Raw genomic sequence first — 25,666 nt, 5'->3', positions numbered from 1 at the left:
TTATTTGTGATTTTTGTCACTTAAATATCTTTTGTGTCGAACGTATTAAGATCTCGTTGCACATCGATTATGAAAAATCTTTCCATGTTAACCAAGTTAATGTGACCAATATTACAATTTTCACATCATCAGATGAGTGGGCTATAAAAAGCGTCATGAACGGGTTTTAACCTTTCTCATATTCCATTGTGATCAAAATCACTAAGAACTGGAGCAAAGCTCACTTTGTTGAGATTTGGATCACTAACCTAGCAATGGTACCCCCTCTACGCCCTCAGCCCTCCTCCTTCAAAGGAGGAGAATTAGGAGGATGTTTATTCACAGAGGTAAATGCACGATGTATGGCAGATGAATTACCAAAAGACGTGAGAATTTCGTAATGAAACCTACTCAACAAAAACAATTTGACAAGAAGTCGTTCCAAGAAAGCGTAAAGAAACACCTATCTGTAACTTACGCTCACACGATTGAAAACGCAGACAGCCGCGCTTGGTACCTAGCAATGGGTCATGCACTGGCTGAGTTCACTACTTTAGATTTGCTTGCTACTGAAGAAGATCCACGCATTAAAAGTGCGAAGAGCGTTAACTACCTTTCGCTAGAGTTCCTTATCGGTCGTTTGACGGGTAACAACCTAATCAGCATGGGTCTGTACGAACAAGTAACAGAAGCAATGGCTGAACTGGGTTACAACCTAACTGACCTGCTAGAAGAAGAACGTGACCCATCATTGGGTAACGGTGGTCTTGGTCGTCTAGCGGCATGTTTCATGGATTCATGTGCGGCACAAGAATTCCCAACCGTCGGTTACGGCTTGCACTACGAATACGGTTTGTTCAAACAGTCTTTCAAAGATGGTCGCCAGCAAGAAGCACCTGACGCATGGCGTGGTGTAGAAGGCTACCCTTGGGAAATTGCTCGTCCAGAACTCGCACAAGAGATCGGTTTCTACGGTCACGTTGAAGTGGTTAACGAGAACGGTAAAGAAGTTCGCAAATGGGTTCCTGGCATGTCTGTAAGAGCAATGCCTTGGGATCTACCAATTGTGGGTTACGAATCAGACACGGTTTACCCGCTACGTCTTTGGGAATGTCAGGCAATTGCACCATTCTCGCTAGCAAGTTTTAACAACGGTGACTACTTCGAAGCGCAGCACGCACTGATCGACGCAGGCAACATCACTAAAGTGCTTTACCCGAATGACAACCACGAGAAAGGTAAAACACTTCGTCTAATGCAACAGTACTTCCACTCAGCTGCGTCTGTACGTGACATCCTACGTCGCCACGAAGCAGCTGGCTACTCGCTAGCGGATCTACCGAAGCAAGAGACTATCCAGCTTAACGATACGCACCCGACGATTGCGATTCCTGAGCTAATGCGCATCCTGATGGACGAAAAAGGTCTAACTTGGGAAGCGGCTTGGGAAATCAGCTCTCAAACATTCGCGTACACAAACCACACGCTACTTCCAGAAGCACTAGAGACATGGCCAGAGTCGCTAATTCAGCACCTACTACCACGTCACATGGAGATCATTTACGAGATCAACCACCGCTTCCTACAAGACGTACGTGTAATGTGGCCGGGTGATGTTGCGAAACAACAGAAGCTTTCTATCATCGAAGAAGGTTTCCACCGCATGGTTCGCATGGCAAACCTATGTGTAATTGGCTCTTACGCAGTAAACGGTGTAGCGGCACTTCACTCTGAATTGGTTAAGAAAGACCTATTCCCAGAGTTCCACGAAATGTACCCAACACGTTTACACAACGTAACGAACGGTATTACGCCACGTCGTTGGTTGAAGTTCTGTAACCCAGGTCTTTCTAAGCTAATCACAGAGAAAGTCGGCCCAGAATGGCCAGCGAAACTAGAGCAACTAGAAGGCATTGCTAAGTACGCCACTGACGAGAAATTCCAGAAAGAATTCATGGCAGTGAAGAAAGAGAACAAAGAACGCCTAGCTAACTGGGTGAAAGAGAACATGGGTATCGAACTCGATACTAATGCGATCTTCGATGTTCAAATCAAGCGTCTGCACGAGTACAAGCGCCAGCACTTAGACCTTCTACACGTACTGTCTCTGTACCATCGCATTATTAACGAACCAGGCTTCGAATGTGTGCCTCGCGTTGTGTTCTTCGCAGCGAAAGCGGCACCGGGTTACCACCTAGCGAAAGAAATCATTTTCGCTATTAACAAGATTGCTGAGAAAGTGAACAACGACCCTCGCATCGGCAACAAGCTGAAAGTGGTCTTCATTCCTGATTACCGCGTGAGTATGGCTGAAATTATTATTCCTGCGGCGGACGTATCACAACAAATTTCACTTGCGGGTAAAGAAGCATCAGGTACTGGTAACATGAAGATGGCGCTTAACGGTGCCCTAACGATCGGTACGATGGATGGTGCTAACGTTGAGATTCGTGAAGAAGTAGGCGATGAGAACATCTACATCTTCGGTCTAGACGTTGAAGGTGTGAAAGCGCTGAAAGCTCAAGGTTACAACCCATTTGATTACTACAATGCGGATCACCTACTCAAAGCGTCTATGGACCTACTACTGGGTGAAGAATTCACTCCAGGTCAACCAGGCTTACTGCGTGCAACGTACGACAGCCTACTAGATGGTGGTGACCCGTACTTATGTCTTGCGGACTTCGCATCTTACGTGAAAGCGCACGAAGACATGAGCGAACAATACAAAGACCAAGCTGGCTGGGCGAAGAAAGCCATTCTTAATACCGCCCTTGTCGGCAAGTTCACCTCAGATCGCTCAATTCGCGACTATGTGAACAACATCTGGAAACTAAAAGCGGTTCACCGTTAATAGAACAGAGTTAAGACCAAGGTAGCCAAGCGCTACCTTTGGTCATTTTCCAAAAGAAGTTATTGATAACAATAAAACCCTACATGGAAGGTGTTGGTATTACCTTCGGAGAAAGCGATGAAAGAACAAACAGCATTAAAGAAAGTCGCGGAAATGGCGAGATTGGCTGATAGCTATGTCAGTGCTTGGGGAGATGAGGCAAAAGTGTCTGAGGAGACGCTACGCCGCTTGCTCGCTTCGCTTGGCTACGATACTAGCAGCGATGAAAAACTATTGGCTTCTGCTGAAAAGAAACATAAAAAAGACGTACTAGCCCCTGTTCTTGTTTTACGCGACGGCGAACCAGTCGAAGTGGAACTAAACCTAGGTACGAGTGCTCGTGAGAGTGAATTCAGCTGGCGTTTAGAAACAGAACAAGGAGAGGTACTTGAAGGCTATCTTCAGTCCCAAATTGTTCGTGATGAGCGTGCTGAGGGTGGCCCTCTAGTGTTTGCATTGCCAAAGAACTTGGCTTGGGGTTATCACAAATTGATTGTCAGCCGTAAGCGTCGTAAAACGCCTTACGAGATGTCATTGATCATCACGCCGAAAGCGTGTTTCAAACAAGACGATCTAAACCAACATAAAAAGCTATGGGGTCCTAGTATCCAGCTTTACACACTGCGTACTCAGCACAACTGGGGTATCGGTGATTTTGGTGACCTAAAACAGTTGGTGAGCGATATCGCTTCTCGTGGCGGTGACTTCATTGGTTTGAACCCGATTCACTCACTGTTCCCAGCGAACCCAGAAGGCGCGAGCCCATACAGCCCGTCTTCTCGTCGTTGGTTGAATATCATGTACATCGACGTAAGTTCTGTACCTGAATTCGCACTGAGTGCTGAAGCTCAGCAACGTGTTGGCAGTGCAGAGTTTCAACAGCGTCTACAAAAAGCACGTGACTCTCATTGGGTGAACTACACAGAAGTTTCGCAACTGAAAATGAGCGTTCTTCCGCTGCTGTTTAGTGAGTTCAAAGCTCGCCATTTAGACAAAAACACCGACCGCGCTCGTGCATTCTTGGACTTTGTAGAAAAAGGCGGCGACAGCTTGCTACACCAAGCTGCATTCGATGCGCTTCATGCTGATTTACACGCAGAAGATTCAAACATGTGGGGTTGGCCTGTATTCCCTGAGAAATACCGCACATTCGACGCAGCCGGTACTCAGAAATACATCAAAGACAACCAAGACCGCGTTCACTTGTACATGTACCTACAGTGGATCGCAGACGATCAAATCAAAGAAGCGCAGTCACTGGCAGAAGAAAAAGGCATGGCTGTGGGCTTGTACCGTGACCTTGCTGTCGGTGTTGCCGACTCAGGTAGTGAAACTTGGGCCGACGACGGTAACTTAGTGTTAGACGCAAGTATCGGTGCGCCGCCGGATGTACTTGGTCCTCTGGGTCAAAACTGGGGTCTGCCTCCGCTTAACCCTCAAGTTTTAGAAGCGACTGGCTACGACGCGTACATCAAGTTGCTACGTGCCAACATGAAGCATTGTGGTGCATTGCGTATCGACCACGTGCTCGGCCTGCTTCGCCTTTGGTGGATTCCAAAAGGCGAGAAGGCGACAGAAGGCGCGTACTTGTACTACCCAGTGGAAGACATGCTCGCAATCCTAGCGCTTGAGTCACACCGTCATCAGTGCTCTGTGATTGGTGAAGACTTGGGTACTGTGCCAGATGAAATCGTCGATATCCTACGCGATGCAGGTGTGCACTCATACAAAGTATTCTTCTTCGAAACTTCGAAAGAAGACGGTGGGTTCATTTCTCCGAAGCACTACGCAGAGCAATCGATGGCGGCACTGTGTACGCATGACATGCCAACCCTGCGTGGTTTCTGGCACTGCGATGATTTGAAAATGGGTCGTGAGATTGGCCTTTACCCAGATGAAAAACAGTTGGAAGGCTTATTTGCTGATCGCTTGAAGTGCAAGCAAGGTATCTTAGACAGCGTTCGTTGGCACGGCTATTTGCCAGAAGGCATTGGTCATGATGCTCAGTACGTACCGATGGACTCGTACCTAAGCGAAGCGCTGCAACTGCACGTAGCAGCGGGTGACTCTGCACTGCTTAGCGTTCAGCTTGAAGACTGGCTAGAAATGGATCAACCGGTCAACATTCCTGGCACGGTGGATGAGTATCCAAACTGGCGTCGTAAATTGTCGATGAACCTAGATGAAATCTTCAGCCGTGAAGATGTGAATCGCATTTCTAAACGCCTCACTGAAGTTCGCGCACAGGCGAGCAAATAAGATGCGTAGAGTGACGTAGATGAATGAGCGGATTACCAATTTTGTTAGCTCAGAGGTACGAAAGTTCCGTCTAGGTCACTCATTCCGAAAACACAATCCGTTAGGATGAAGTACCGTTATTATGCCCGCGACAATAGCGGGCATTTTTTGTTTTTGACATCGCTTGATGCATACATGTTTTAAGCGAAGTCTTTTGTGAGTTCACAACGTTGGCTGTGGAGAAACCGATGTTTGATTCAGATTTCTGGTCTTGAAAAGGATATTGGCTCTAGGGAGAAAGATTTGAAAACCACCAAAACCAAGAAAATAAAGAAACAACACGAACGCGCATATGAACTGCTTGCTGAGGCGGCTTACTCAGACCCATTTTCGGCGTTGGGGCCATTCATTGATGATGGCGAAGGATCGCTGCGAGTGTGGATGCCGGGCGCAAACAAGGTTGAACTGCTTGTTAATGGCGAACCTCGCGTGGCGCTTGAGCGTGATGGTGACAGCGGTTTTATCTTAAAAGAACAACTCGATTTACACCTGACCCACTACCGTTTGGCGGTCGATTGGAATGGTGTTGAACAAATTATTGATGACCCGTACCAGTACCACAATATTTACCAAGAGTACGAGCATCTGCATACGCCCAAAGACATGTATCACTATATGGGCGCACACTTTGTCACGCTAGAACGTGGCGGTGAAAACATCTCCGGTGTTCGCTTCCTTGTCTACGCACCGCATGCATCGGCTGTTAGCCTTGTGGGTTGCTTCAACCAATGGGACGGTCGTCGTCACCCAATGCAACGTTTAGATTATGGCATTTGGGGCTTGTTCATTCCTGGCTTAGAAGAAGGCGTTCAGTACAAATTTGAGCTCAAAGGGCCAAATGGGGAAGGGCTGCCACACAAACAAGACCCTTGGGGTTTTTACTCTGAGCAGTACCCATCGTTCGCGTCCATTACTTACGATCACAAGCGTTACCAATGGCAAGATGCGAAATGGCAAAATCGCGCAGTGACGCAAAAGCGTGATGAAGCGTTATCATTTTATGAGCTGCATGCTGGGTCATGGAAGCGCAACGAGAAGGGCGATTTCCTCAACTACCGCGAACTCGCGGAGCAGTTGGTGCCATACCTTGTGGATATGGGCTACACCCACGTTGAGCTGATGCCTGTGTCTGAGCATCCATTCTACGGTTCATGGGGCTATCAACCCGTTGGCTTGTTTGCGCCAACCAGCCGTTTTGGCTCACCTGATGATTTCAAATTCTTCGTGGATGCGTGTCACCAAGCTGGTATCGGTGTGGTGTTGGATTGGGTTCCTGCGCATTTCCCATCGGATGACCACGGTTTAGCAAACTTTGACGGTACACCGCTGTTCCACGACCCGGACCCACGTCGCGGTTGGCACCAAGATTGGAATTCGTACATCTACGATTTAGGTCGTGAACATGTGCGTCGCTTCCTTGTATCGAATGCGCTGTACTGGTTTGAACAATTCCATATTGATGGCATTCGCGTGGACGCAGTCGCGTCGATGCTCTATCTCGATTATTCACGTAGCCACGATCAGTGGGTACCGAACGTCGACGGTGGCAACGAAAACTACGACGCAATCGCAACCTTAAAATGGATGAACGAAGAAGTGTACAAGCACTTCCCGAATGCGATGACGATTGCGGAAGAGTCAACGGCGTTTCCGGGGGTGTCTGCGCCAACCTTTATGGGTGGTTTAGGTTTTGGCTTCAAGTGGAATATGGGGTGGATGCACGACAGTCTTTCATACATCAAAGAAGATCCTGTTCACCGCAAATACCACCACAATACTATCACCTTCCCGCTGGTTTATGCGCACAGCGAAAACTACGTCTTGTCTCTCTCTCACGACGAGGTGGTGTACGGCAAAGGTTCTATCCATAACAAGATGCCGGGCGATGAATGGCAGCAAACCGCAAACCTACGTGCTTACTACGGTTACATGTATGGTCAACCGGGCAAAAAGCTGAACTTCATGGGCGCGGAAATCGGCCAAACGGCGGAGTGGAATCACGATGATCAGTTGCAATGGTTCTTGCTGGAATACGAACGTCATCAAGGCGTTCAAAAGCTGATGCGCGATTTGAACCACTTGTACCGCAATGAAGCGGCGATGCACAATCAAGATTGTGTTCCTGCTGGTTTTGAGTGGCGTCTACAAGACGAGGCAGATGCAAGCATCCTAGCGCACGAGCGTATCAGTAAAGAGGGTGAGCGTATTCTCATCATCACCAACTTTACGCCCGTACCACACGAGCGTTTCCGTTTAGGTGTTCCAAATGCAGGTCAATACGAACTGCTGCTGAACACGGACGACAGCAAATACGGCGGCAGCGATTTTAAAGTGCAGACCAGTGTGAAAACGGAAAAAGTCGAAAGTGAATCACTGCCTCAATCACTTGAGCTTCGTTTACCACCACTTTCAACCGTGTTCTACAAGCTGAACAAATAATTCAACCTAATCAAATTCTAAGCCCGTTTTACAATGTAAATCGGGCTTTTTTTGACCTGTTTTTTACCTCGAAAACTTGTTGTTCCTGATTGAATCAGGCAAGCTCGCTGGTTTGTTTATCATCAATCGCTAATGCATTGGGGAGCCACACATGTTGAAAAGGCTTAAGTCATTTCTATTTAAAATGGTGTTGATATTACTGATCGCCCCAGTCGTTTTGGTTGGTGTGGTGAAATATGTCGATCCGCCAATATGGGGATGGAAGTTAAGCCGCATTGTTGCGCCACCAAAGAACTATCCAGACAGCAGCCAACACGAATGGGTACCCTTGTCGCGTATTTCAAAAAATATGCAGTTAGCGGTGATTGCGACCGAAGACCAAAAATTCCCTCATCACTATGGATTGGACTTCGAATCGCTATTCGACGTGATTTCCGAGGCCGGTGATAATGGTCCGTCGAGAGGCGCGAGCACCATTACCCAACAAGCTGCGAAAAATGTGTTTTTGTTTCCTTCTCACTCCTACGCTCGCAAGGCTTACGAGCTTTACTTTGCCTTGCTAATGGAGCTGATGTGGAGCAAAGAGCGCATTCTCGAAGTGTATCTAAATGTGGTTGAATTTGGTCCCGGTATTTACGGCGCTGAAGCGGCGGCGCAGAATTATTTTGGTGTCAGTGCAAAGCAACTCTCGAAGTGGCAAGCAGCGCGTTTAGCCGTGGTGTTGCCAAACCCATATCGAATCAAAGTCTATCCACAAAGTGATTACACTGCTCGCCGCACAAGATGGGCGATGAACCAAATGAGCAATCTTGGCAGCGTGCAACTTTAAGTCCCTCAATCCATTGTGTTTAAATAGAACTACGCCCCTATATCAATAAAATGTGAAGCGTCACAACCTTTGGGGCGTAGGCAGTTAGAATGATGTGTTCAGTTTCTTATCTAGGCACAATTAGTGTGAATAAAACTAATAAATGTGCATGGTTACCATGTGCTGCCAATGGACTGAACGATGAAACTGAACCTGATTACCACTACTTTACTGCTTGCGTCGGCAAGTGCCATCGCCGAGCCTAACATCACCATTTCTACCACGACCAACAGCCGTGACTTCCCACTAAGTGCAGAACAGCCTTTGGTTGTGCCTCTAACCAAAGACGGATACACGCTAAAAATCACGGGCGTTGAAGGTGACTGCGTTGCACCCGATGGTCAGAAAGTGAAGTTCAACAAACCTCTTGCGCTGAACTGCGGTAAGCCAACGGAACTACCGTTAAAAATCCGTTTTACCGGCGATTACTCTTTCGCTTTTGATGCGGAAGCGAAAACACTGCGCTTTAAGCGCGAACCCAAGAAAGCCACCAAGACAGAGTTCAAACGCCCAATCCCACAAGTGCAATGTGAGGTTTACCAAGGCGGAGAAGTCACTATTGCGTTAGGTGATAGTTTCCCGGATGGCACCAAGTTGCGAGATGCTTACTCGGGGCAAATGGTTGAAGTGAAAGATCAGCAAGTATCGCTGACGCCAAGCAAAGACTCTGGCGGCCTAGTGCTTTTAGAGCCTGTACAGAAAACCAAAGAAGCGGTGCCATTTGATTATCGCAATGCCAACATTTACTTCGTGATGGTCGACCGTTTCAACAACGCAGACGCAAGTAACGACAACAGTTATGGTCGCAAAAAAGACGGCAAAGAAGAGATAGGTACTTTCCACGGCGGTGACCTTAAAGGCGTGATTGAGAAACTGGATTACATTAAGAGCCTAGGTACAGACGCGATTTGGTTGTCGCCAATCGTTGAGCAAGTGCACGGCTTTGTCGGTGGTGGCGATAGTGGTTCATTTCCGTTTTATGCATACCACGGCTACTGGACGCGCGATTTCACCAAGATTGATGAGAACTTCGGTAACGAAGAAGATTTAAAAACGCTGGTGGAAGAGGCGCACAAACGAGGCCTCAAAGTCTTGATGGATGCGGTTATCAACCATTCTGGTTACTCAACATTGGCGGATCTACAGTTCGACGGTATCGATGTGTTAAAGCCTAATGCCGATCTGCCCAAGAAATGGGGCGACTGGCAACCAAAAGCGGGTGAAAATTGGCATAGCTATCACCAGAATATTGATTATCAGAGTCCTAACTGGTCGAAATGGTGGGGCGGTGACTGGGTAAGAACAGGTCTACCGGGATACCCAGCTCCGGGTAGCAGTGATATCACTATGTCATTGGCGGGTTTGCCTGACTTTATCACCGAATCAGACAAAACCGTGAAGCCAGCGCAATGGTTATTGGATAACCCTGGTACTCGCGTAAAGGCGCGTGACAATTACACCGTCTCGGATTATCTAATTGAGTGGCAAACTGATTGGGTGAAACGCTTTGGCATTGATGGCTATCGCGTCGATACGGTGAAACACGTTGAAGGTGATGTGTGGAAACGCTTGAAAGAAGAGGCATCGAACAGCCTAGAGCAGTGGCGTAAAGAAAATGGCAAATCAGGTCAGCCGTTCTGGATGATGGGCGAAGTCTGGGGACACACCGCGTATCGCAGCCCTTATTTCGATGATGGTTTTGACGCGTTGATCAACTTCGATATGCAGAAGAAGCTAGACAAAGGCGCGGCGTGCTTTAGCCAAATGGCAGACACTTACCAAAGCTATGCGGAAACTATCGCGAACGAGAAAGACTTCAACCCAGTCAGTTACATGTCTTCTCACGATACGGAGTTGTTTTTCTCACGTTTTAAAGATTACGGCATGCAACGTAACGCGGCGAACGCATTGCTTCTTAGCCCAGGTGCGGTTCAGGTTTATTATGGTGATGAAGTAGGTCGTAACATTGGCCCTTACGCGGATGATTTCCACCAAGGCACACGCTCTGACATGGTATGGAAACTATCGGATGAGAAGCAAGCGCTGCTGAAACATTGGCAAACCCTTGGTCAGTTTCGTAAAGCGCACCCAGCGATTGGTGCGGGTCAGCACGAAGTGATTGAACAAGAAGGCGCGTATGTGTTCTCTCGTTCGCTTGGCAATGACAAAGTCGTCGTGGCGTTTGTAGGACGTAATAAGTAACTAAACGCTCTTTATGTCGATAAATAAAAAGCCCTTCCTTGAGTTATCAAGGAAGGGCTTTGTTGTTTTAGTTCGCCAGTTCTTGGTCGATGACTTTTTCTAGCTCGTCAAACGGCACATAGCCAGGAATGACTTGATCATTAATGATCAACGCAGGCGTGCCGCGTAAACCAAGTTGCGTGAAATACTGATAGTTCTTATCAAGCAGCGCTTTGGTCTCTTTGTCGTCGACAAGCTGCGCTTCTGTCCCTGTTTTCTTCGCGATTTGCTTTAACGAGCGTGCATCATGTGCGCCCGGTTTTTTCACCAATAACTCATGCACTTGTTCGTACTTATCTCGCTGTTTTTGCCAAACATTTAATGCGTAACTTGCCGAGTTGTAGCCGTTTTTCTCGTATTGTTCTTTAAAAGAGACATTGAGGTTAAGCACTTTTATCTGCGGGTATTCCTTACCAACTTTGACCAGTTCTCCTTCTAAACGTTTACAAAAAGGGCAACTGTAGTCCGTTACGTTAATAATGGTTAACTCTGGGGTTTCAGCTCCAAAAGAGGAATGTTTGCCATCATTCAGATATTGACGAACCTCCTTCAAGGTGTCGCCAAATGACTGTTGATACGCAATGTACTCTTGCAGGTTTTGGTGCAATGAATCAAGAATTTGAGGGTTCTCTTTTAGTATCTGAGTAATTTCCTCTAGCTTTTGTTCTGAGGTCTTTTCTGATGCGAAAGATACGGCAGGTACGATAGCCATCGTTAACGCCAAAAGTGTACGAGTGAATGTCATAATATTTCCTAAAACTTTTAGATTTCGTTGTTTGTTATGTGAAGTGAATAAAATACGTACAAAAGTCAGGCGAGCGGGTTTCTCGCCTTGCTGGGTTTATTCTCTAAACACGCAAAGTTTTAGGTGAACCCGATACTTTTCCGGTATCGGTTCTGTGTATTCCAGATAACGAATTGCTGTGGATGCCATCGGCAGCGCCACAATCAAAGCAAACAGAAAAAATGGAATAAGAATATGGTCCAACTGGTGTTGGTACGCTTGAACCAGCTTCTCTGAAAGGTCGCAAGATGGTGATAAATTCACACTTTCATCTTGCTGACTCTGTATTTGGTGAGCCTTAGGGCAGCTTTTCGAGAAGCCGGAGTTTTGGCTTAAACATACCATCACCACCCAAAACACGAGGGCGAGTGTCCACTTGGCTATTTTAGGTTGTGAGCGTAACAATGGGCTGCCTAGTCCTGTTGATTCTGGTTTATGCCGTTTGCATGTGACCGGACAATCCTAACCTAAATTTCATTATGGAATGTTACTTTCGAGTTAATCGATATCGCCTCAATGCCAAAGTATGAAGTACGTCATGAATGTTGTAGAAAGCAATATTCGTTGGAATCATTGGTCGGATTGATGAAGAATTCCTGAGGTATCGATATAGATTAATATACCTAATTGTTAGCACAAATTTTTATTATCTTTCAAATGTGATTAAAATCATAAAACAAAACTTCATAACTGAGTCGCCAGAATGTTCGGCAGGCGGATTGATTTTGATCATCTCTCTAGCACATTATTCGAGTGAACATATGTGTCCTGTCCCACATGTGTAGGTAATGTTATGAAAAATCCTGTTCAAACCGAGCGCAAAGTTACGCTGGGGTGCTACGTTGCACTGGCGTTTGCGGTCGTCTTCTTTTCTGGTCTCATGCAATCGAACGAATGGTATGGCGTATTTGATTTCACCACGTTGAATGGCTCTTTCGGCAAGGTGGCTTATGGTGTTACCGAAACGGCTGACGGTGTGCAAGTTGCAACAACGTCGCTTCGTGGTACTGGTGGTAGCGGTGCACGTGACGGTTTCATTTTTGCACTTACTTTGATTCCTACCGTTATGTTCGCATTGGGTATGATCAATGTACTTGAGCACTATGGTGCGCTTGAAGCAGCTCGTAAGCTTCTTACTCCTCTTCTACGTCCTCTAATGGGCATCCCAGGTAACTCTGGTTTGGCTCTTATCGCTTCGCTGCAAAGTACCGACGCAGGTGCGGCGATGACTCGTCAGCTTAAAGATGAAGGCCATCTTACCAAACGCGAAACCGATGTGTTCACTATGTTCCAGTTCACCGCTGGTGCCACCATTGTTAACTTTTTCTCCTCAGGGGCGGTGCTGTTTACGCTGACGATGGCGGATGGTTCGCTTGCCGTAACGTCTTCTATTGGTTTGGCGGTTGTGGTGATGTTCTTGTTTAAAATTGTGGGCGCGAACTTATTCCGTATCTACCTAAACATCACAGAAGGTAAAGAAGACAAGCAAGAGCAAAACAAATCTGAGAACTTAAAAGAGGAGACGGCGTAATGAGTGACGTAAAAGTAAGTAAGCCGATGGTGACAGATATTTTCGTTGAAGGCGCTAAAAAAGGCTGGGTTATTGCGACAACATCAACCGTGCCTAACGTACTTATGGCGTTTGTCATCATTAAGGCGTTGCAGATCACTGGCGCGTTGGATTTGATGGGCTCGGTGTTTTCTCCAGTAATGGCGGTTTTTGGTTTGCCAGGTGAAGCGGCTGCGGTGCTGATTGGTGCTTGGATGTCGATGGGCGGGGCAGTTGGCGTGGTTATCACATTGTTTGACCAAGGCATCTTGAACGGTACGCACATCGCGATTCTTGCACCTGCAATTTACCTAATGGGCTCACAGGTTCAGTACATGGGTCGAATTATGGGACCTATCGGTACTGAAGGTCGTTACATCCCAATCATGATTGCGATTTCCGTATTGAACGCATTTGGCGCAATGCTAGTCATGAACTTATTTGTTTAGGGGGCAATCATGCAGTTTTCTCTCAATGAATATCTCGAAGAACTTCGTCCTCTCATCAATGTCGATTGTGGCACGTACACGACTGATGGCATTGAGTTCATCGCTTCTCAATTTGAAGAGAAGTACCAAGCGATGTCAGGTTGGAGCGTAAAACGCATCGACTGTGGCAGAGCGGGCATCGGTCTTGAAGTTCGAAACAAGCCTGAGGCTGAGCAAGTTGACGTGATGCTGATTGGTCACATGGATACAGTGTTCCCTGTCGGCACCGCTGGATTACGTCCTATGTCTCAAGACGCTGACAAAGCGTACGGTCCGGGTGTCTCGGACATGAAATCTGGCTTGCTGAATATTGTGTACGCGATGCGTAACCTCGACCAAGCGGTGTTGGATAAACTGTCGATTTGTATCTGCATGAACCCAGACGAAGAAACCGGATCGTTAGATTCGGTCGACTGGATTCAATCTGTTGCAAAAAACGCGAAAAACGTATTGGTGGCAGAAGCAGCACGCGCAGACGGCGGTTTAGTCAAAGCGCGCAAAGGCATGGCGCGTTACAAAATCACGTTTAACGGCGTGGCGGCCCACGCTGGCAACGAGCCAGAAAATGGCCGCAGTGCAATTACCGAGATGGCGAACTGGATTCTCGCAATCAATGCTATGACGAACTTCGAATCTGGCACCACATTAAACGTGGGTATTGTGTCTGGCGGTAACGGCGCAAACATCGTCCCTGAGCACGCTGAAGCGATCGTGGATGTGCGTTTCTGGAGTAATGAAGAATACGATGATGTCGATAGCAAGCTAAACGGCATGCTGGAAACACCATTCGTTGATGGCGTTAGCATCGAGTTGGTTCGTGAAGCTTACAAACCTTCTATGGTGCCAAGCGTGCAAACTGAAAGCTTGATGGCATTAGTTGAAGAAGCGGCAAGTGAACTGTCTATCGACATCAACTGGAAAGAAGTGGGTGGCGGCTCTGATGCAAACAATACGGCAATCCTTGGCGTTCCAACTTTGGATGGTCTAGGACCTATCGGTGCAGGTTTCCATAGCGATCAAGAGTATTTATTGCTTGAGTCTATCGAGCCACGAATCAAAATGCTGATGCGTGTACTGGAGAAGATTGCTCAATAAGGCATTCTCCTTCTAAAGCTTGGTTCTCAACATCACGATCCCCAGACTTCGGTTTGGGGATTTTTCTATCTGTGTTTTTGTTTCACTTTACTATCATTTCTTGTTATTAATCTTGCGTTCAGGTTCGATTTATTAATATGTTGGCCACAGTCATAAATGTCGGAGGCAACGATGACCACAACAATGTCTGTAAAATCGGCGCCGAAAGACGCCAAAGATCAAACGATGCAAGCGCCAGATGAGAAAACCTTCTGGCGCAAAATGAAAGGGTCGGTTAAGAAAGCGGGTGAAGAAATTGCCGTTATGGGTATCAAATCATGGCTCGCGATGACAGATTCCAACACCGCCGTTCGCCATAAGGCGATTTTAGGTGGCGCGTTGGCTTACTTTGTATTACCAACCGATATGGTGCCAGATGTGTTAGCAGGCGTCGGCTTTACCGATGACATGGCAGCGCTTACGTTAGCCGCTAACTCTGTCGGCAATGCCATCACTAAAGAACACGAAGAACGAGCCAGAGAAAAACTGAATTCGATGGCGGATTAGAAAGAGCATTTCTAGACGCGGAGAAAACAAAAGCCCCGATGTTTCCATCGGGGCTTTCTTTTAGACAGGACTATATAATTTCAGAATGGTAATCGTAGAACGATTTAGGCGTCAGCGCGTTTAAGATGCACTTCTTCTTCGGCAACGCCTGCCATTGGGTCGTTGAAGCGAGTTTCATCCAATGCACCTTCTGATTTTGCGACAATGACGGTAACTGCACTGTCACCAGTAATGTTTACCGCAGTACGAATCATATCAAGTAGACGGTCAACACCCATGATGAGCGCGATACCTTCAAGCGGCAGACCAACTTGGTTCAATACCATGGCTAGCATTACAAGGCCAACACCAGGGACACCCGCAGTACCGATAGATGCCAATGTAGCTGTCATGATTACCATGAGGTAATCGCCCATAGTTAAATCAATATTGAAGGCTTGAGCAATAAAGGCGGTTGCTACACCTTGCATGATCGCCGTACCGTCCATGTTCACGGTTGCACCAAGTGGTACTGTGAACGATGATACGCGGTTCTCAACCCCCATACGGTGCTTAGCCGTTTCCATTGTCACTGGAATCGTCGCGTTTGATGATGCGGTCGAGAAAGCAAACATGATCGCGTCTTCCATCTTACGTAGGAACGTAATTGGATTTAGACCAGTGAAACCTTTTAACATTAAGCTGTAAGTGACTAGGCCGTGTAGGACAAGCGTACCCGCCAGTACTAAGAAGTACTCTGCCAGATTGACGATTGCGCCCAGACCAAGACCAGTAAATAGCTTCGCCATTAAGAAGAACACACCATAAGGCGCCAAGTTCATCAAAATCGCAACCAGTTTCATGATCACTTCATTGAGATCAGAGAAGAACGCTGCAATACGTTCACCAGGTTTGCCTGCTGCGCTGATCGCGATACCAAATAGCACCGCAAACACAATAACTTGCAGGGTTTTACCTTCAGCCATCGCACTGATAGGGTTGGTTGGGAACATATCGATGATCACCTGACCCAAAGATGGTGCTTCTGCTGATTTGAATGAACTTGCTGCGGTTAGGTCAGCGCCAGCACCTGGCTGGAACAGAGTACCCATAGTTAGAGCAAGCGTAATCGCGATAGCCGTTGTTGTAACGTAGAAAGCGAGGGTTTTACCACCCATGCGACCCAGTGTAGAAAGGTCTTTGAGGGAGCTAGTACCACAAACTAGTGAAACAAACACTAGAGGGACTACGAGCATTTTTAAGCTGGCGACGAAGATCTGTCCACCAACTTCAAATAATCCATTAACAATGTATGCGTCGACAAATCCGTTGCCGGCAAAAAGTGTGCGAATTGCAAATCCTGTCAAGATACCCGCTACCATACCCAAAATTACGCGGCTGGTTAGCGACATCGGTTTCTTGGTATTCATGAGAACACTCCTTATAGTTATGCACCTTGAGTTCACTTCAAAGCGGCGAGCAGAGTAGCAGTGGAGTGATAAAATACGAAAGAATAATCCTCTAAATGGTTAATAGATGTGAACTTTATCACTAATAAAAATAGAGTTTTAACCAAAACTTAACTATTTGACTGGTCGAAAAGTTTGTATTTTAACACTTTTATCGAACATACAACCGATAAGAAGGAGTGTTTACATTTATTTTTAGTAGTAAATGGAGTGCATATTATCTCTAAGGAATGTTGCTCTTGCATAACTATCTAGATTTTATTCAGGCTAGAAGCCGTCTCTTTTTGACTGTTTTTGTATTGGGCTGAACACAAGGGGCTAACGAGCCGTCTATGCCCCTGCTTATGTTACCTATCCGCTGAATCAATGATGGTTGGTCAATGTAGATAATTGGAGGTGATCCCAACTCCAATAATTCTGATTGGTATTGCTAATACCCCCAACCCAATAGCATTGCTTCGCTAGCATGAAGCCTTCCAAACAATGCTGACCAGCATCAGTGATATGGACGCTCTGTTCCCACCAGTCCCTTTCACGTGACTCAATCGTGATTAAAGGCGTTTGACATTGTGCTAGAGGGAGGAGTAAGGCGTAAAACATCACATCGCCCAAGTAAGGTAGAGGTTCACGTTGTTGATATTGCTCAAACCAATCTTTGATGAGAATTGAACGATTTTGAGAACTTAGGACCTCTAATGCAATCTGCTGAGTCAAGCTTAATCCTGTTTGTGAATGAGGTAACTCTTGCATATGGCGTATGAGCACGTTGAGCATATTGGGTAAGCAATCTAGATCATGCTGCTCGATCAAATTAACCATAGAGATGGGTGTCGGTGATGTGACAGCGTGCCAGGAATGTTTAGCCTGACTGAATAATTTGGCTGTCACGGGTTCACGGTATTGCCAACAAGCGCGAATAGCCTCTTTAGGCAACTGCCCCAAACCGATGAATCGCTCAGTGCCAGGGAACTGGTTCAACTCAATGAGCTCTATCACCTTGTTTTCTACATTCTCTAACAAGGTTAGGGCACGAAGCAGCATTAATTGGTCATAGCTGTCATGTTCGACCCAAAAGACGATTCGTTCAAATGTATCACTGAGCAGCGTATCAATATTAGCTTGCTCAAATTTGACAATATCTTGCACTGAATCTTCACGCTTCATCACGGGCAGCAGAGTCTCTACGACATATTGGGCACGAATGGCAAGGAAGTTTTGTGGTGTTGCTGGGATTGGACCCATACAAAGCGGATCTATCAGGGCTAAAAATGTCCCCTCGAATCCGCTGTCTTTAAGCCGTTGCTGAATATCATGCCCACAGCGGACATGGAGCGTTTTTAGTTCGCTATCAAGAGGAGGGAAGTGTTTTTTGATGGCGTCTTTGTGAGCTTCTAACTCTTCGACATGCGCTTTTAATTTACTCCAACTTGGTAAACCTAATTCTCTGGCTAGCGAATGTTGAACGTCAGCTAATTGAATTGTATTGGGAGCTAATGATTCTGGTTTGGAGTGAAATCGCTTAACTCGATCCAACATCTCATCATCGTGTTGACGTATAGCTTTGAGCCTTTTTTTAGCAACGGATTTTTGTTGGTTAATGTTGATTAAGAAGCTATTTGTAGAGTTCATTTTTCACCTTTCTTATCTCTTCCACACTCGCCTAAATAGAAGCTAAAAAGAAGGTAAAAACAGATTGTTCCTGCTATACAGAGCAGGGTGGAAGAGTTGTCGTGAACCAAGTTCTTTCCGCGAGTGTTGGGGGCTTTAGGCGTGAGCAGACTGATAGTAGGGTTTCACAATCCATCATGCAACTATTCATGAGAGAACCGCATCACAAAATATCAGCCCCATTAAAGAAGTGCTGAATAGTTTGACAGCCAATGCCTATGTAGATGTTAACGACCATCCGTTTTCTAGTAGATATGCATTACAGGATCCAGTAATAAAAAAGCCCTGCTAGGTCTAGCAGGGCTTTGTAATACATGTAGATATTAATTACTCGCTCTTGTAAGCGTAGTTATAGTAACCGTAACCATATCCGTATGAGTTTGACGCTTTCTTCTCTACGGCGTTTAGAATTACGCCTTTTACTTCCACGCCGGATTGTTCAAAGCGGCCTTGTGCGACTTCAATTTCCTTCAAAGTCGTTTGATCAAAACGAGCTACCATCAGTGTTGTTCCTGCGATTGCACCAACAATGCTTGGGTCGGTAACCGCGAGTACTGGCGGCGTATCGATGATCACAAGATCGTACTGCGCCGACATTTGGTCAACAAAGCTCTTAAAGCGAGGATGCATCAAAAGCTCTGACGGGTTTGGTGGTACTTGGCCACGAGTAACCACATCTAGACTGTCGATGGATGTTGATTTAATGATATTGCTATGGGATGTCTTGCCGCTCAAATAATCAGAAAGACCGTTATCCCAACGTAAACCAAAACATTGCTGCAAATAACCTTTACGCATATCTGCATCGATAAGCAGTACTTTCTGACCTGTTTTCGCAGCGACGGCTGCAAAGTTTGTCGATACGAACGTTTTACCGATAGATGGTGCTGGACCTGAAATCATAAGAACGTTGTTCTTCGCTTCCATCATCGCAAAGTGCAGGCTAGTACGAAGACTACGCAGGGCCTCGATGGAAAGATCGGCCGGGTTAGCTTCAGCAAGAAGGACTAGCTCATCGTTGCTGCCTTTGTTTCGTTTAAGCTTGTTTGCAAATTCCAGTTGTTGAATAGATTTTGGAACGCTAGCGTAAACAGGCATACCAATCTGCTCAATTTGATCTGGTGTTTCTACACCACGGTGGAATGCCGCACGAATTAATACGAAAGCCACGCCTGCCATGCCGCCAAGCAGTGTTGCTAGCACAACGATAAGCGCTTTTTTCGGCTTGATTGGCTTAGAGAACGATTGAGCGTTATCTAAGATTCGAACGTTGCCAACGGTTCCTGCTTTAATGATGTTGAGCTCTTGAACCTTGTTCAATAGCTGTATGTAGATTTGTTGGTTTACTTCTACATCGCGCGTCATGCGTAGAACTTCACGCTGTGTTTTCGGTAACTTTTGAACTTGTTTATTAAGACGCTCTTTCTCTTTGAGTAGCGTCTCACGTTTATCAAGCAGAGACTTATAAGCCGGGTGATCTTGTGTAAAGCGCTGGCTGATTTCACTCTCTTTGAATGTAAGCTCATTTAACTGCGCTTCTAATTCAACCATCACTTTAAGCGTTGATTGAGCTTCAAGGCCTAAGTCGATAGATTCATTTTCTTGACGGAATCGATTTAAAACGTCTTCAGAAGCGGTCAGTTTTGTTTTGATGTCTGGAAGGTGACCTTTCAAGAACTCGAGACTTTGCTCTGCCTCTGCTGAGTTTCTTTGAACGTTTTGCAAGAAGTAGTTCTGGCTAATGTCGTTCAAGATAGCTTGAATCTTAGCGCGATCTTCACCAGAGAAGCTTAAAGAAATAATCCCGGTTTGCTTACCACGTTCGCTTATCGATAAGTTTTCTTGAAGTTTATTAATTGCATCTAATTTGCTGACTTTACTCACGGTAAACGATGCGCCGTCTTGCGCTATCATTTCTGTAGCTAAGAATTGATAGCCGTTCTTTTCAATGAGCTCGCCAACCTTACCTTCTAAAATGACGTTATTGTCATCTTCTATAAGTCTGAACGTCTGTTTTTCAGAATCAATAACTTCGAGAGTTAGAGGAATTCCAACTGCGTAAGAAGGGGTATTAAATCGTGAAACGCTCAAACTGATTTGTTCGCCTTGCAGTCGAGCTAAGCCCTTACCGATGATAGGCATGTAATTCGGAGAGACGACCGTGGTTAAGTTGAACTTATCAACTGTACCACCCAAAATCATACGAGATTTAATGATCTCAATTTCTGTTGTCGCTGATGACTCTGCTGAAAACAGCTCTCCCATATCACCAACCATCGCTGAAATACCACCGGAGCTCTTACTTTCAATTTGGATAAGAGCGTCAGCTTTGTAGATAGGTGTTGATAGAATGGCAACGCCGACGCCTATAATTGAAAATAGGACTACGGTACATAGAATGAGCCATTTGGCATCAAGAATGATCCCAAATAACTTTCCCAAATCGATCTCATCGTCGGCTTGACGTGATTGCTTAATAGTTTGTGTTGTCATTACTTTAACTTCTTAAATACCTTGCCATTGGCGTTTATTTATTTAGCCTTGCGGCTTATAGTTTTTGAGACCACGCTTTTGCTGCTTTTTCTATAAGCGTATAAGCATGTTCGAAGGCTTCTCTACTTTGTCTGTATGGATCAGGAATGTTTTTTTCACTTATCCATTGTCCAAACAGCATCGTTTTGCCTCGTGCCTCAGGAGCGACTTTGGTTAAGGCTTCTAAATGACCTTTTTCCATAACCAATATCAGATCGTATTGAGCGCAAAGCTCAGGTGTTAATTGTCGTGCTTCGTGTCCATCTAAGCTTACGCCATGTTCGTTCGCGATGGTGGTTGCCATATCATCAGCAGCCTTTCCTGTTAAATGACTTTTATCCACCGCGATTCCCGCTGACGCGACATGTTTGTTTGGTAGTAAAGACTGCAAAAGCCGCTCTCCTGTTGGAGAGCGGCAAATATTACCTACACAGACGACAAGAATATTAGAAAACAAATGCTTACCCTATTTTAAATTGTATGCCTATGATCCCAACTGGAGTGCTTGCTTCTTTATATTGCACAATTGAGCTACGTAACTATTGAATGCATGCCGCAAGAGATAACTTTCTTGCGGCACGTCGTTTTTACGGCCAAGTGCGTACTCGTAGTACACCTTCGGTTAATTCGTTAAAGCCGGAAATGGTTGGAACAAGTTGAGCAATAACGCGGTTCCAACGGCTAACAGGCGCGGCTGTTACATAAACTATGTCGTATGGGTTGAGATCAAACTCTGTTCCAATCACCAAAGCAGAAGCATCAGAAACATCTAACTGATAGATGTCCGCCATTTTAGCTTCTTCTTTTGAACGTCTGATGACGAAAACGCCAGTGGCATCGGCGGAGATTTCATTAATACCACCAACGCTACTTAGAGCCTCAGTAAGGCTCATACCGCTGCGATCAATTTTGAGTAGCTTCGGATCGTTAACTTCGCCCATAACAAATACTTTTTGTGCATCGTTACGGGGAATATGAACAATATCACCTGGCTTTAGAAGACGGTTTTGAGTTAAGTCGCCTTGTTGCATCAGAGCGTATAAAGAGACATTTTCAACCACACCGTTTCGCGTCAGTGTTGCATTACGCCAATCGGCTTCGGCTGCTAGTCCGCCTGCTCTATTTACGGCATCAAGAAGTGTAAGAGGAATGTTTGTGATTGGTTGTTGCCCTGGCTTGTTCACTTCGCCAGTCACATAAGTCTTTTTAGAACGAAAAGCTGCAACGCTTACATCGACTTGCGGGCTCTCAATGTATTTTGCAAGACGGTTGGCAATGTCTGCACGAATTTGGCGAACGTTTTTACCTTCAACGTGTACAACGCCAATGTAAGGGTAGAAGATCGTGCCATCTGAGTGCACCCAGTTACCTGCTTCGGCTGAGCTACGATATGAGCCAGCTGGGATCGTGAGCTCTGGGTGGTCCCAAATAGTAATATTTAAGATATCGCCAGGTCCTACTTCGTATTCATACTTGGCGATTTCAATATCTAACTCTGGATTTGGCTTTGAAAAAGGATCTATTGAATTTAAAGAGGTCACTCGCTCCAAAGTTAAAGGATAAACCGTAACCTGCGATTCTATATCACTCGATTCAGTGCTCATTACTGTTTTGTCACTGACCGAAAGGTGGCTACCAGGCAGAGTACACCCTGTAAGAAGGATAGGAAGTACTGATATCCCCAAAAATTTATTAAATGTGTTCATTGGTTTATAACTACCGAAAGAAAGTTTGCCGACTGAAATTGGTTCATTCTAATTGAACTGCATTTCATCAATGTTGACGATTTACTGCAGTTTTAAGCCTTTAGAAAGCGAGTCCATTCAGAATTATTTGTGTAATAAACACTCCAAATGGCTGCTAGCGACTTAGAGCTCTTAGTTTCATTAATGAAGGTGTAAAAATCTGACCCACAAAAAATAGTCAACTATTATCCATCTGGTTGCAATAAAGGCAACAAGATACTTAAAAAAATACTGACGAATACATGACAAAATTGTGTCTATTTAACGTTATTGAGATGAATGCATGATTTTGCACAAGTAAACAGGCGGGAATGTGAAAAAACTCATGCCAAAGTTGTATGTATACTATTTACACCATATGCAACTGCCGTTATGCTTCCTGTTGCGGTCGGATATAACAACAAATATTGGAGCTAATTTTGAAAATCAAACTTTTAACGGCAAGTGTGGCAGCAGTCCTACTAGCAGGTTGTGGTAGTGACAGCGACCCTGAGGTAAAAAGATACTCGGTTCAGGCTTATGACCCAGCTGTTATCGGCATGAAGGTTCAAGCTGTATGTGGTGGTGAAACATACGACGCGATTGAAAAGACAACAAACTATGAAGGTATGGTTGGTGAAGCGCGTTTTGAAAATATCAATGTCGTAAATGCGCCAGGTGACTGTGCTTTCGTATTGACGCATACTGATGAGAGTAAAGACGCATCAAATGGCAAACCTATTACATCTGACTACAAAATCCCTCAAGGCTTAGCGCAGGCGGATTCATTAGTAACAGGCTCTCCATTTACGACTTTGGTTTCTAACTCTTTGAAAGAAGGTGAGGTTTACTCTTCTGATATCGCCGAAAAAGTATTCGAGAACTTAGGTATTGATATCAATGCAAGTGGTAAAACGGTTGATGAAATCCTTCGTGATACAGAGTCAGTAGTTGAAGATCTTCAAAGCGAAGGCGGTAATAGTGCACTTGCTACGAAGTTAGTTGCTACAGCGAACGTTGTATCGGATATCATTAAAGCAAACCCAACAGCTGCACCTGAAGCTGTAGCAGTTGCTGCAAAATCGATTACCGAAGAAGTGATTGCGAAAAATCCACATTACCCTAAAGCTAGTGCGGGTTCTGATGACGTGATTTACGTAGAGATTTCTGAAGAAGATACAAAGAACGTTGTTGAGCAGGTTGAAAAAGATATCGCTGAAGGTAAACCTGTAGATCAAATTAAACCAACTGTTCCTACCATTCCTGAAGCGAAACCTGGTAAGCCAATTAAACCAGAACCACAACCTGGAGATGGTACTGGCGCGACAGGCGGTAACTAAGCGAGTTTTTTGCTGATAAATTCTAAAGGCCTCTTCAGAGGCCTTTTTTGATCCTATTGTACTGTGTTCATCACCTTTTAGTGAGCCCTTTACTGTTTAAGTAAGGCAGGATGTGCGGACGTGATTCGCCAGCTAGTTTACTGGTGACTTCTTGTGACCAAGTGCTTTGTTTTTGATTGCTCGAACGGTTTGCATAGTAGTTTTGCATGGTTTGGTCATAAGCCTGAATATCATCCAAATTTAGGTCTTGATACTGATTTTCATGCACCACGACATGAGCAGGTAGACGTGGCTTAACTTCAGGGGCTTGATCTGGATGACCAAGACACATACCAAATAAAATGGCTGTATTTTTAGGTAAGCCTAGTAACTCGTCGACTTTTTGAGCATTGTTTCGTAAGCCACCAATATACACGCCTCCTAGTCCCATAGACTCTGCCGCAAGTAAGCAGTTTTGTGCCATGATGCCAGAATCAACAGCACCGATAAGTGTTAACTCGGTGAAATCAGCTTGCACATCAGGATTGATACTGGCGTGGCGCTGGTAATCAATGCAAAACACCAAAAACTCAGCAGCGCTTTCAACGTACCCTTGATTCCCCGCATATTGTGCCAATAGCGTACGCTTTTCTTTATCGGTAACGCGGATAATTGAGACGACTTGCAACATACTTGATGAAGACGCCGCAAGGCCAGCTTGTAGAATCGTTTCTAATTGTTCGCTTTCAATAGGTTGCGAGGTGAACTTTCGAATTGAGCGGTGATTGAGAATTGTTTGTATCGTACTGTTCATGGTGACTTAACATCCCCTGTTACATGTAAAGGCTGAAGCCTCACCTTAGCGATATTTGATGAGTCGGTAAACTATCTCAAAAGAAAAACAATGCTTAGCGCATAAGTGTGAAGATGAATAGAGAATACATCACTCGTTCTGCTTGAGAGCGTATATACTGTTTTTAGAATCAACAATTTAACTGCAGTGGAAAATATGAAAGAACTCATCGTTCATACAGTCACGGTGTTTATGGGCTTCTTTGCGATCATGAACCCCATCGCCAATATTCCTATCTTTTTGAGTTTAACGGCTGATGAGGATAGGGAAACCGTACGTTCCATGGCGCTTCGTTCGGTTTTTATTGCATTTGTCATCATTGCGATATTTTCGATCGCCGGTAAATTAATTTTTGATTTGTTTGGTATCACGCTGTACGCCTTGCGAATAACGGGCGGTATCTTGGTGTTTTTGATCGGTTTTAATATGCTTCAAGGTGATTCGACGCATCAGAAAACTAAAGAGAAAGCGTATTCTCCAGCGCAGCAGCAGGCGGCGTTGAGCATTGCCGTTTCTCCACTTGCAATGCCGATATTAGCAGGGCCTGGAACGATTGCTACCGCGATGAACTTTGCTACGGCGGGTGGTTTTGATCAAACCATTATTACCATCGTTTCTTTTGCTGTGTTGTGTGTTATTACCTATATACTGTTTTTATTTGGAGACAAATTGGTCAAAGCAGTTGGACCGAGTGCTCTGAACGTCGTGACGAAAATGATGGGCTTAATCCTAGCGGTTATTGGTACTCAAATGTTTATTGATGGCGCGGGCGAAGCCTATAAAACTGTTTTCTCATAGGCGTCTCCATCTCGTCTAAATCCACACCTACATTTCTAGCTGGTGTGGATTTTTTGAACTTTAGTTTTCACTTTCTAAGAAAGAAATAAATAGACTTCACCTATTTCAATAATAAGAATATTCAATTGTTTTGATTGCACGAAT

Annotated in this window: 19 protein-coding genes; 11 read left to right on the top strand and 8 right to left on the bottom strand. The window is 45.3% G+C overall.

The genetic code is table 11. The features are described from left to right. Window positions 1–379: 379 nt before the first annotated feature. The 5 genes from R2S67_RS01945 to R2S67_RS01925 all read left to right on the top strand — a co-directional run bounded on the left by R2S67_RS01945 (window position 380) and on the right by R2S67_RS01925 (window position 10,679). Entirely contained in the window at window positions 380–2,833 is a 2,454-nt protein-coding gene (locus R2S67_RS01945; protein WP_317341886.1) for a glycogen/starch/alpha-glucan phosphorylase, read from the top strand. A gap of 117 nt (window positions 2,834–2,950) precedes the next feature. After that, on the top strand, window positions 2,951–5,131 hold the full coding sequence (gene malQ / locus R2S67_RS01940; RefSeq protein WP_005396760.1) for a 4-alpha-glucanotransferase: 2,181 nt from the start codon (window positions 2,951–2,953) through the stop codon (window positions 5,129–5,131). A 282-nt stretch (window positions 5,132–5,413) separates the two neighbouring features. Beyond that, window positions 5,414–7,609, top strand: a complete 2,196-nt coding sequence (gene glgB, locus R2S67_RS01935; RefSeq protein WP_317341885.1) for a 1,4-alpha-glucan branching protein GlgB — start codon at window positions 5,414–5,416, stop codon at window positions 7,607–7,609. A 151-nt stretch (window positions 7,610–7,760) separates the two neighbouring features. Next, window positions 7,761–8,438: a monofunctional biosynthetic peptidoglycan transglycosylase gene (gene mtgA / locus R2S67_RS01930; protein WP_317341883.1), complete on the top strand. Its 678-nt coding sequence runs from the start codon at window positions 7,761–7,763 to the stop codon at window positions 8,436–8,438. Window positions 8,439–8,618: 180 nt separating this feature from the next. Continuing rightward, window positions 8,619–10,679, top strand: coding sequence for an alpha-amylase (locus R2S67_RS01925; protein ID WP_317341882.1), 2,061 nt, complete (start codon window positions 8,619–8,621; stop codon window positions 10,677–10,679). Window positions 10,680–10,746: 67 nt separating this feature from the next. On the opposite strand, the gene R2S67_RS01920 is transcribed toward R2S67_RS01925, so the two are convergent. Together R2S67_RS01920 and R2S67_RS01915 are read right to left on the bottom strand one after the other, a co-directional pair. After that, a complete protein-coding gene (locus tag R2S67_RS01920) occupies window positions 10,747–11,463 on the bottom strand; it encodes a DsbA family protein (protein ID WP_256950660.1) in 717 nt (238 codons plus the stop codon). Between the two features lie 96 nt (window positions 11,464–11,559). Continuing rightward, window positions 11,560–11,847, bottom strand: coding sequence for a hypothetical protein (locus R2S67_RS01915; RefSeq protein WP_308322742.1), 288 nt, complete (start codon window positions 11,845–11,847; stop codon window positions 11,560–11,562). A gap of 448 nt (window positions 11,848–12,295) precedes the next feature. Here R2S67_RS01915 and R2S67_RS01910 point away from each other — a divergent pair, with 448 nt between their 5' ends. The 4 genes from R2S67_RS01910 to R2S67_RS01895 all read left to right on the top strand — a co-directional run bounded on the left by R2S67_RS01910 (window position 12,296) and on the right by R2S67_RS01895 (window position 15,180). After that, window positions 12,296–13,033, top strand: coding sequence for a nucleoside recognition domain-containing protein (locus tag R2S67_RS01910; protein ID WP_104970429.1), 738 nt, complete (start codon window positions 12,296–12,298; stop codon window positions 13,031–13,033). After that, a complete protein-coding gene (locus R2S67_RS01905) occupies window positions 13,033–13,500 on the top strand; it encodes a YjiG family protein (protein WP_005458317.1) in 468 nt (155 codons plus the stop codon). Before R2S67_RS01910 ends, R2S67_RS01905 begins: the two co-directional genes overlap by 1 nt. 9 nt (window positions 13,501–13,509) lie before the next feature. After that, a complete protein-coding gene (locus tag R2S67_RS01900; protein ID WP_101945472.1) occupies window positions 13,510–14,634 on the top strand; it encodes a M20 family metallopeptidase in 1,125 nt (374 codons plus the stop codon). A 171-nt stretch (window positions 14,635–14,805) separates the two neighbouring features. Beyond that, window positions 14,806–15,180: a YkvA family protein gene (locus R2S67_RS01895; protein ID WP_140348663.1), complete on the top strand. Its 375-nt coding sequence runs from the start codon at window positions 14,806–14,808 to the stop codon at window positions 15,178–15,180. A gap of 104 nt (window positions 15,181–15,284) precedes the next feature. Here the strand turns inward: R2S67_RS01895 and R2S67_RS01890 are convergent, their stop codons facing one another. The 5 genes from R2S67_RS01890 to R2S67_RS01870 all read right to left on the bottom strand — a co-directional run bounded on the left by R2S67_RS01890 (window position 15,285) and on the right by R2S67_RS01870 (window position 22,534). After that, on the bottom strand, window positions 15,285–16,589 hold the full coding sequence (locus R2S67_RS01890; RefSeq protein ID WP_104970431.1) for a dicarboxylate/amino acid:cation symporter: 1,305 nt from the start codon (window positions 16,587–16,589) through the stop codon (window positions 15,285–15,287). 402 nt (window positions 16,590–16,991) lie between these two features. Then, window positions 16,992–18,257, bottom strand: a complete 1,266-nt coding sequence (locus R2S67_RS01885; RefSeq protein ID WP_317341873.1) for a DUF1835 domain-containing protein — start codon at window positions 18,255–18,257, stop codon at window positions 16,992–16,994. 366 nt (window positions 18,258–18,623) lie between these two features. Next, window positions 18,624–20,789, bottom strand: coding sequence for a polysaccharide biosynthesis tyrosine autokinase (locus tag R2S67_RS01880; protein ID WP_317341871.1), 2,166 nt, complete (start codon window positions 20,787–20,789; stop codon window positions 18,624–18,626). A 55-nt stretch (window positions 20,790–20,844) separates the two neighbouring features. Next, entirely contained in the window at window positions 20,845–21,285 is a 441-nt protein-coding gene (locus tag R2S67_RS01875) for a phosphotyrosine protein phosphatase (protein ID WP_031780663.1), read from the bottom strand. 130 nt (window positions 21,286–21,415) lie between these two features. After that, the gene (locus tag R2S67_RS01870; protein WP_006740798.1) at window positions 21,416–22,534 is read right to left on the bottom strand and encodes a polysaccharide export protein; all 1,119 of its coding nucleotides are present in this window, start codon (window positions 22,532–22,534) and stop codon (window positions 21,416–21,418) included. Between the two features lie 458 nt (window positions 22,535–22,992). On the opposite strand from R2S67_RS01870, the gene R2S67_RS01865 reads away from it, so the two are divergent. Further along, window positions 22,993–23,892 carry a hypothetical protein gene (locus R2S67_RS01865; protein WP_074190350.1) on the top strand — a complete coding sequence of 300 codons (900 nt, stop codon included), beginning with the start codon at window positions 22,993–22,995 and terminating at the stop codon, window positions 23,890–23,892. A 70-nt stretch (window positions 23,893–23,962) separates the two neighbouring features. Here the strand turns inward: R2S67_RS01865 and nfsA are convergent, their stop codons facing one another. After that, complete coding sequence (gene nfsA / locus R2S67_RS01860; protein ID WP_006740796.1) at window positions 23,963–24,685, bottom strand: oxygen-insensitive NADPH nitroreductase; 723 nt, start codon at window positions 24,683–24,685, stop codon at window positions 23,963–23,965. Between the two features lie 195 nt (window positions 24,686–24,880). Between nfsA and R2S67_RS01855 the strand changes: the two genes are divergently transcribed. After that, entirely contained in the window at window positions 24,881–25,522 is a 642-nt protein-coding gene (locus R2S67_RS01855) for a MarC family protein (RefSeq protein ID WP_046875716.1), read from the top strand. Window positions 25,523–25,666: the final 144 nt, after the last annotated feature.

It is taken from the genome of Vibrio sp. T13N (assembly GCF_032970445.1).
GTDB lineage: Bacteria > Pseudomonadota > Gammaproteobacteria > Enterobacterales > Vibrionaceae > Vibrio > Vibrio diabolicus.
The sequence above is the reverse complement of the archived record's forward strand: the minus strand, read 5'-3'. Positions and strand labels throughout refer to the sequence as shown.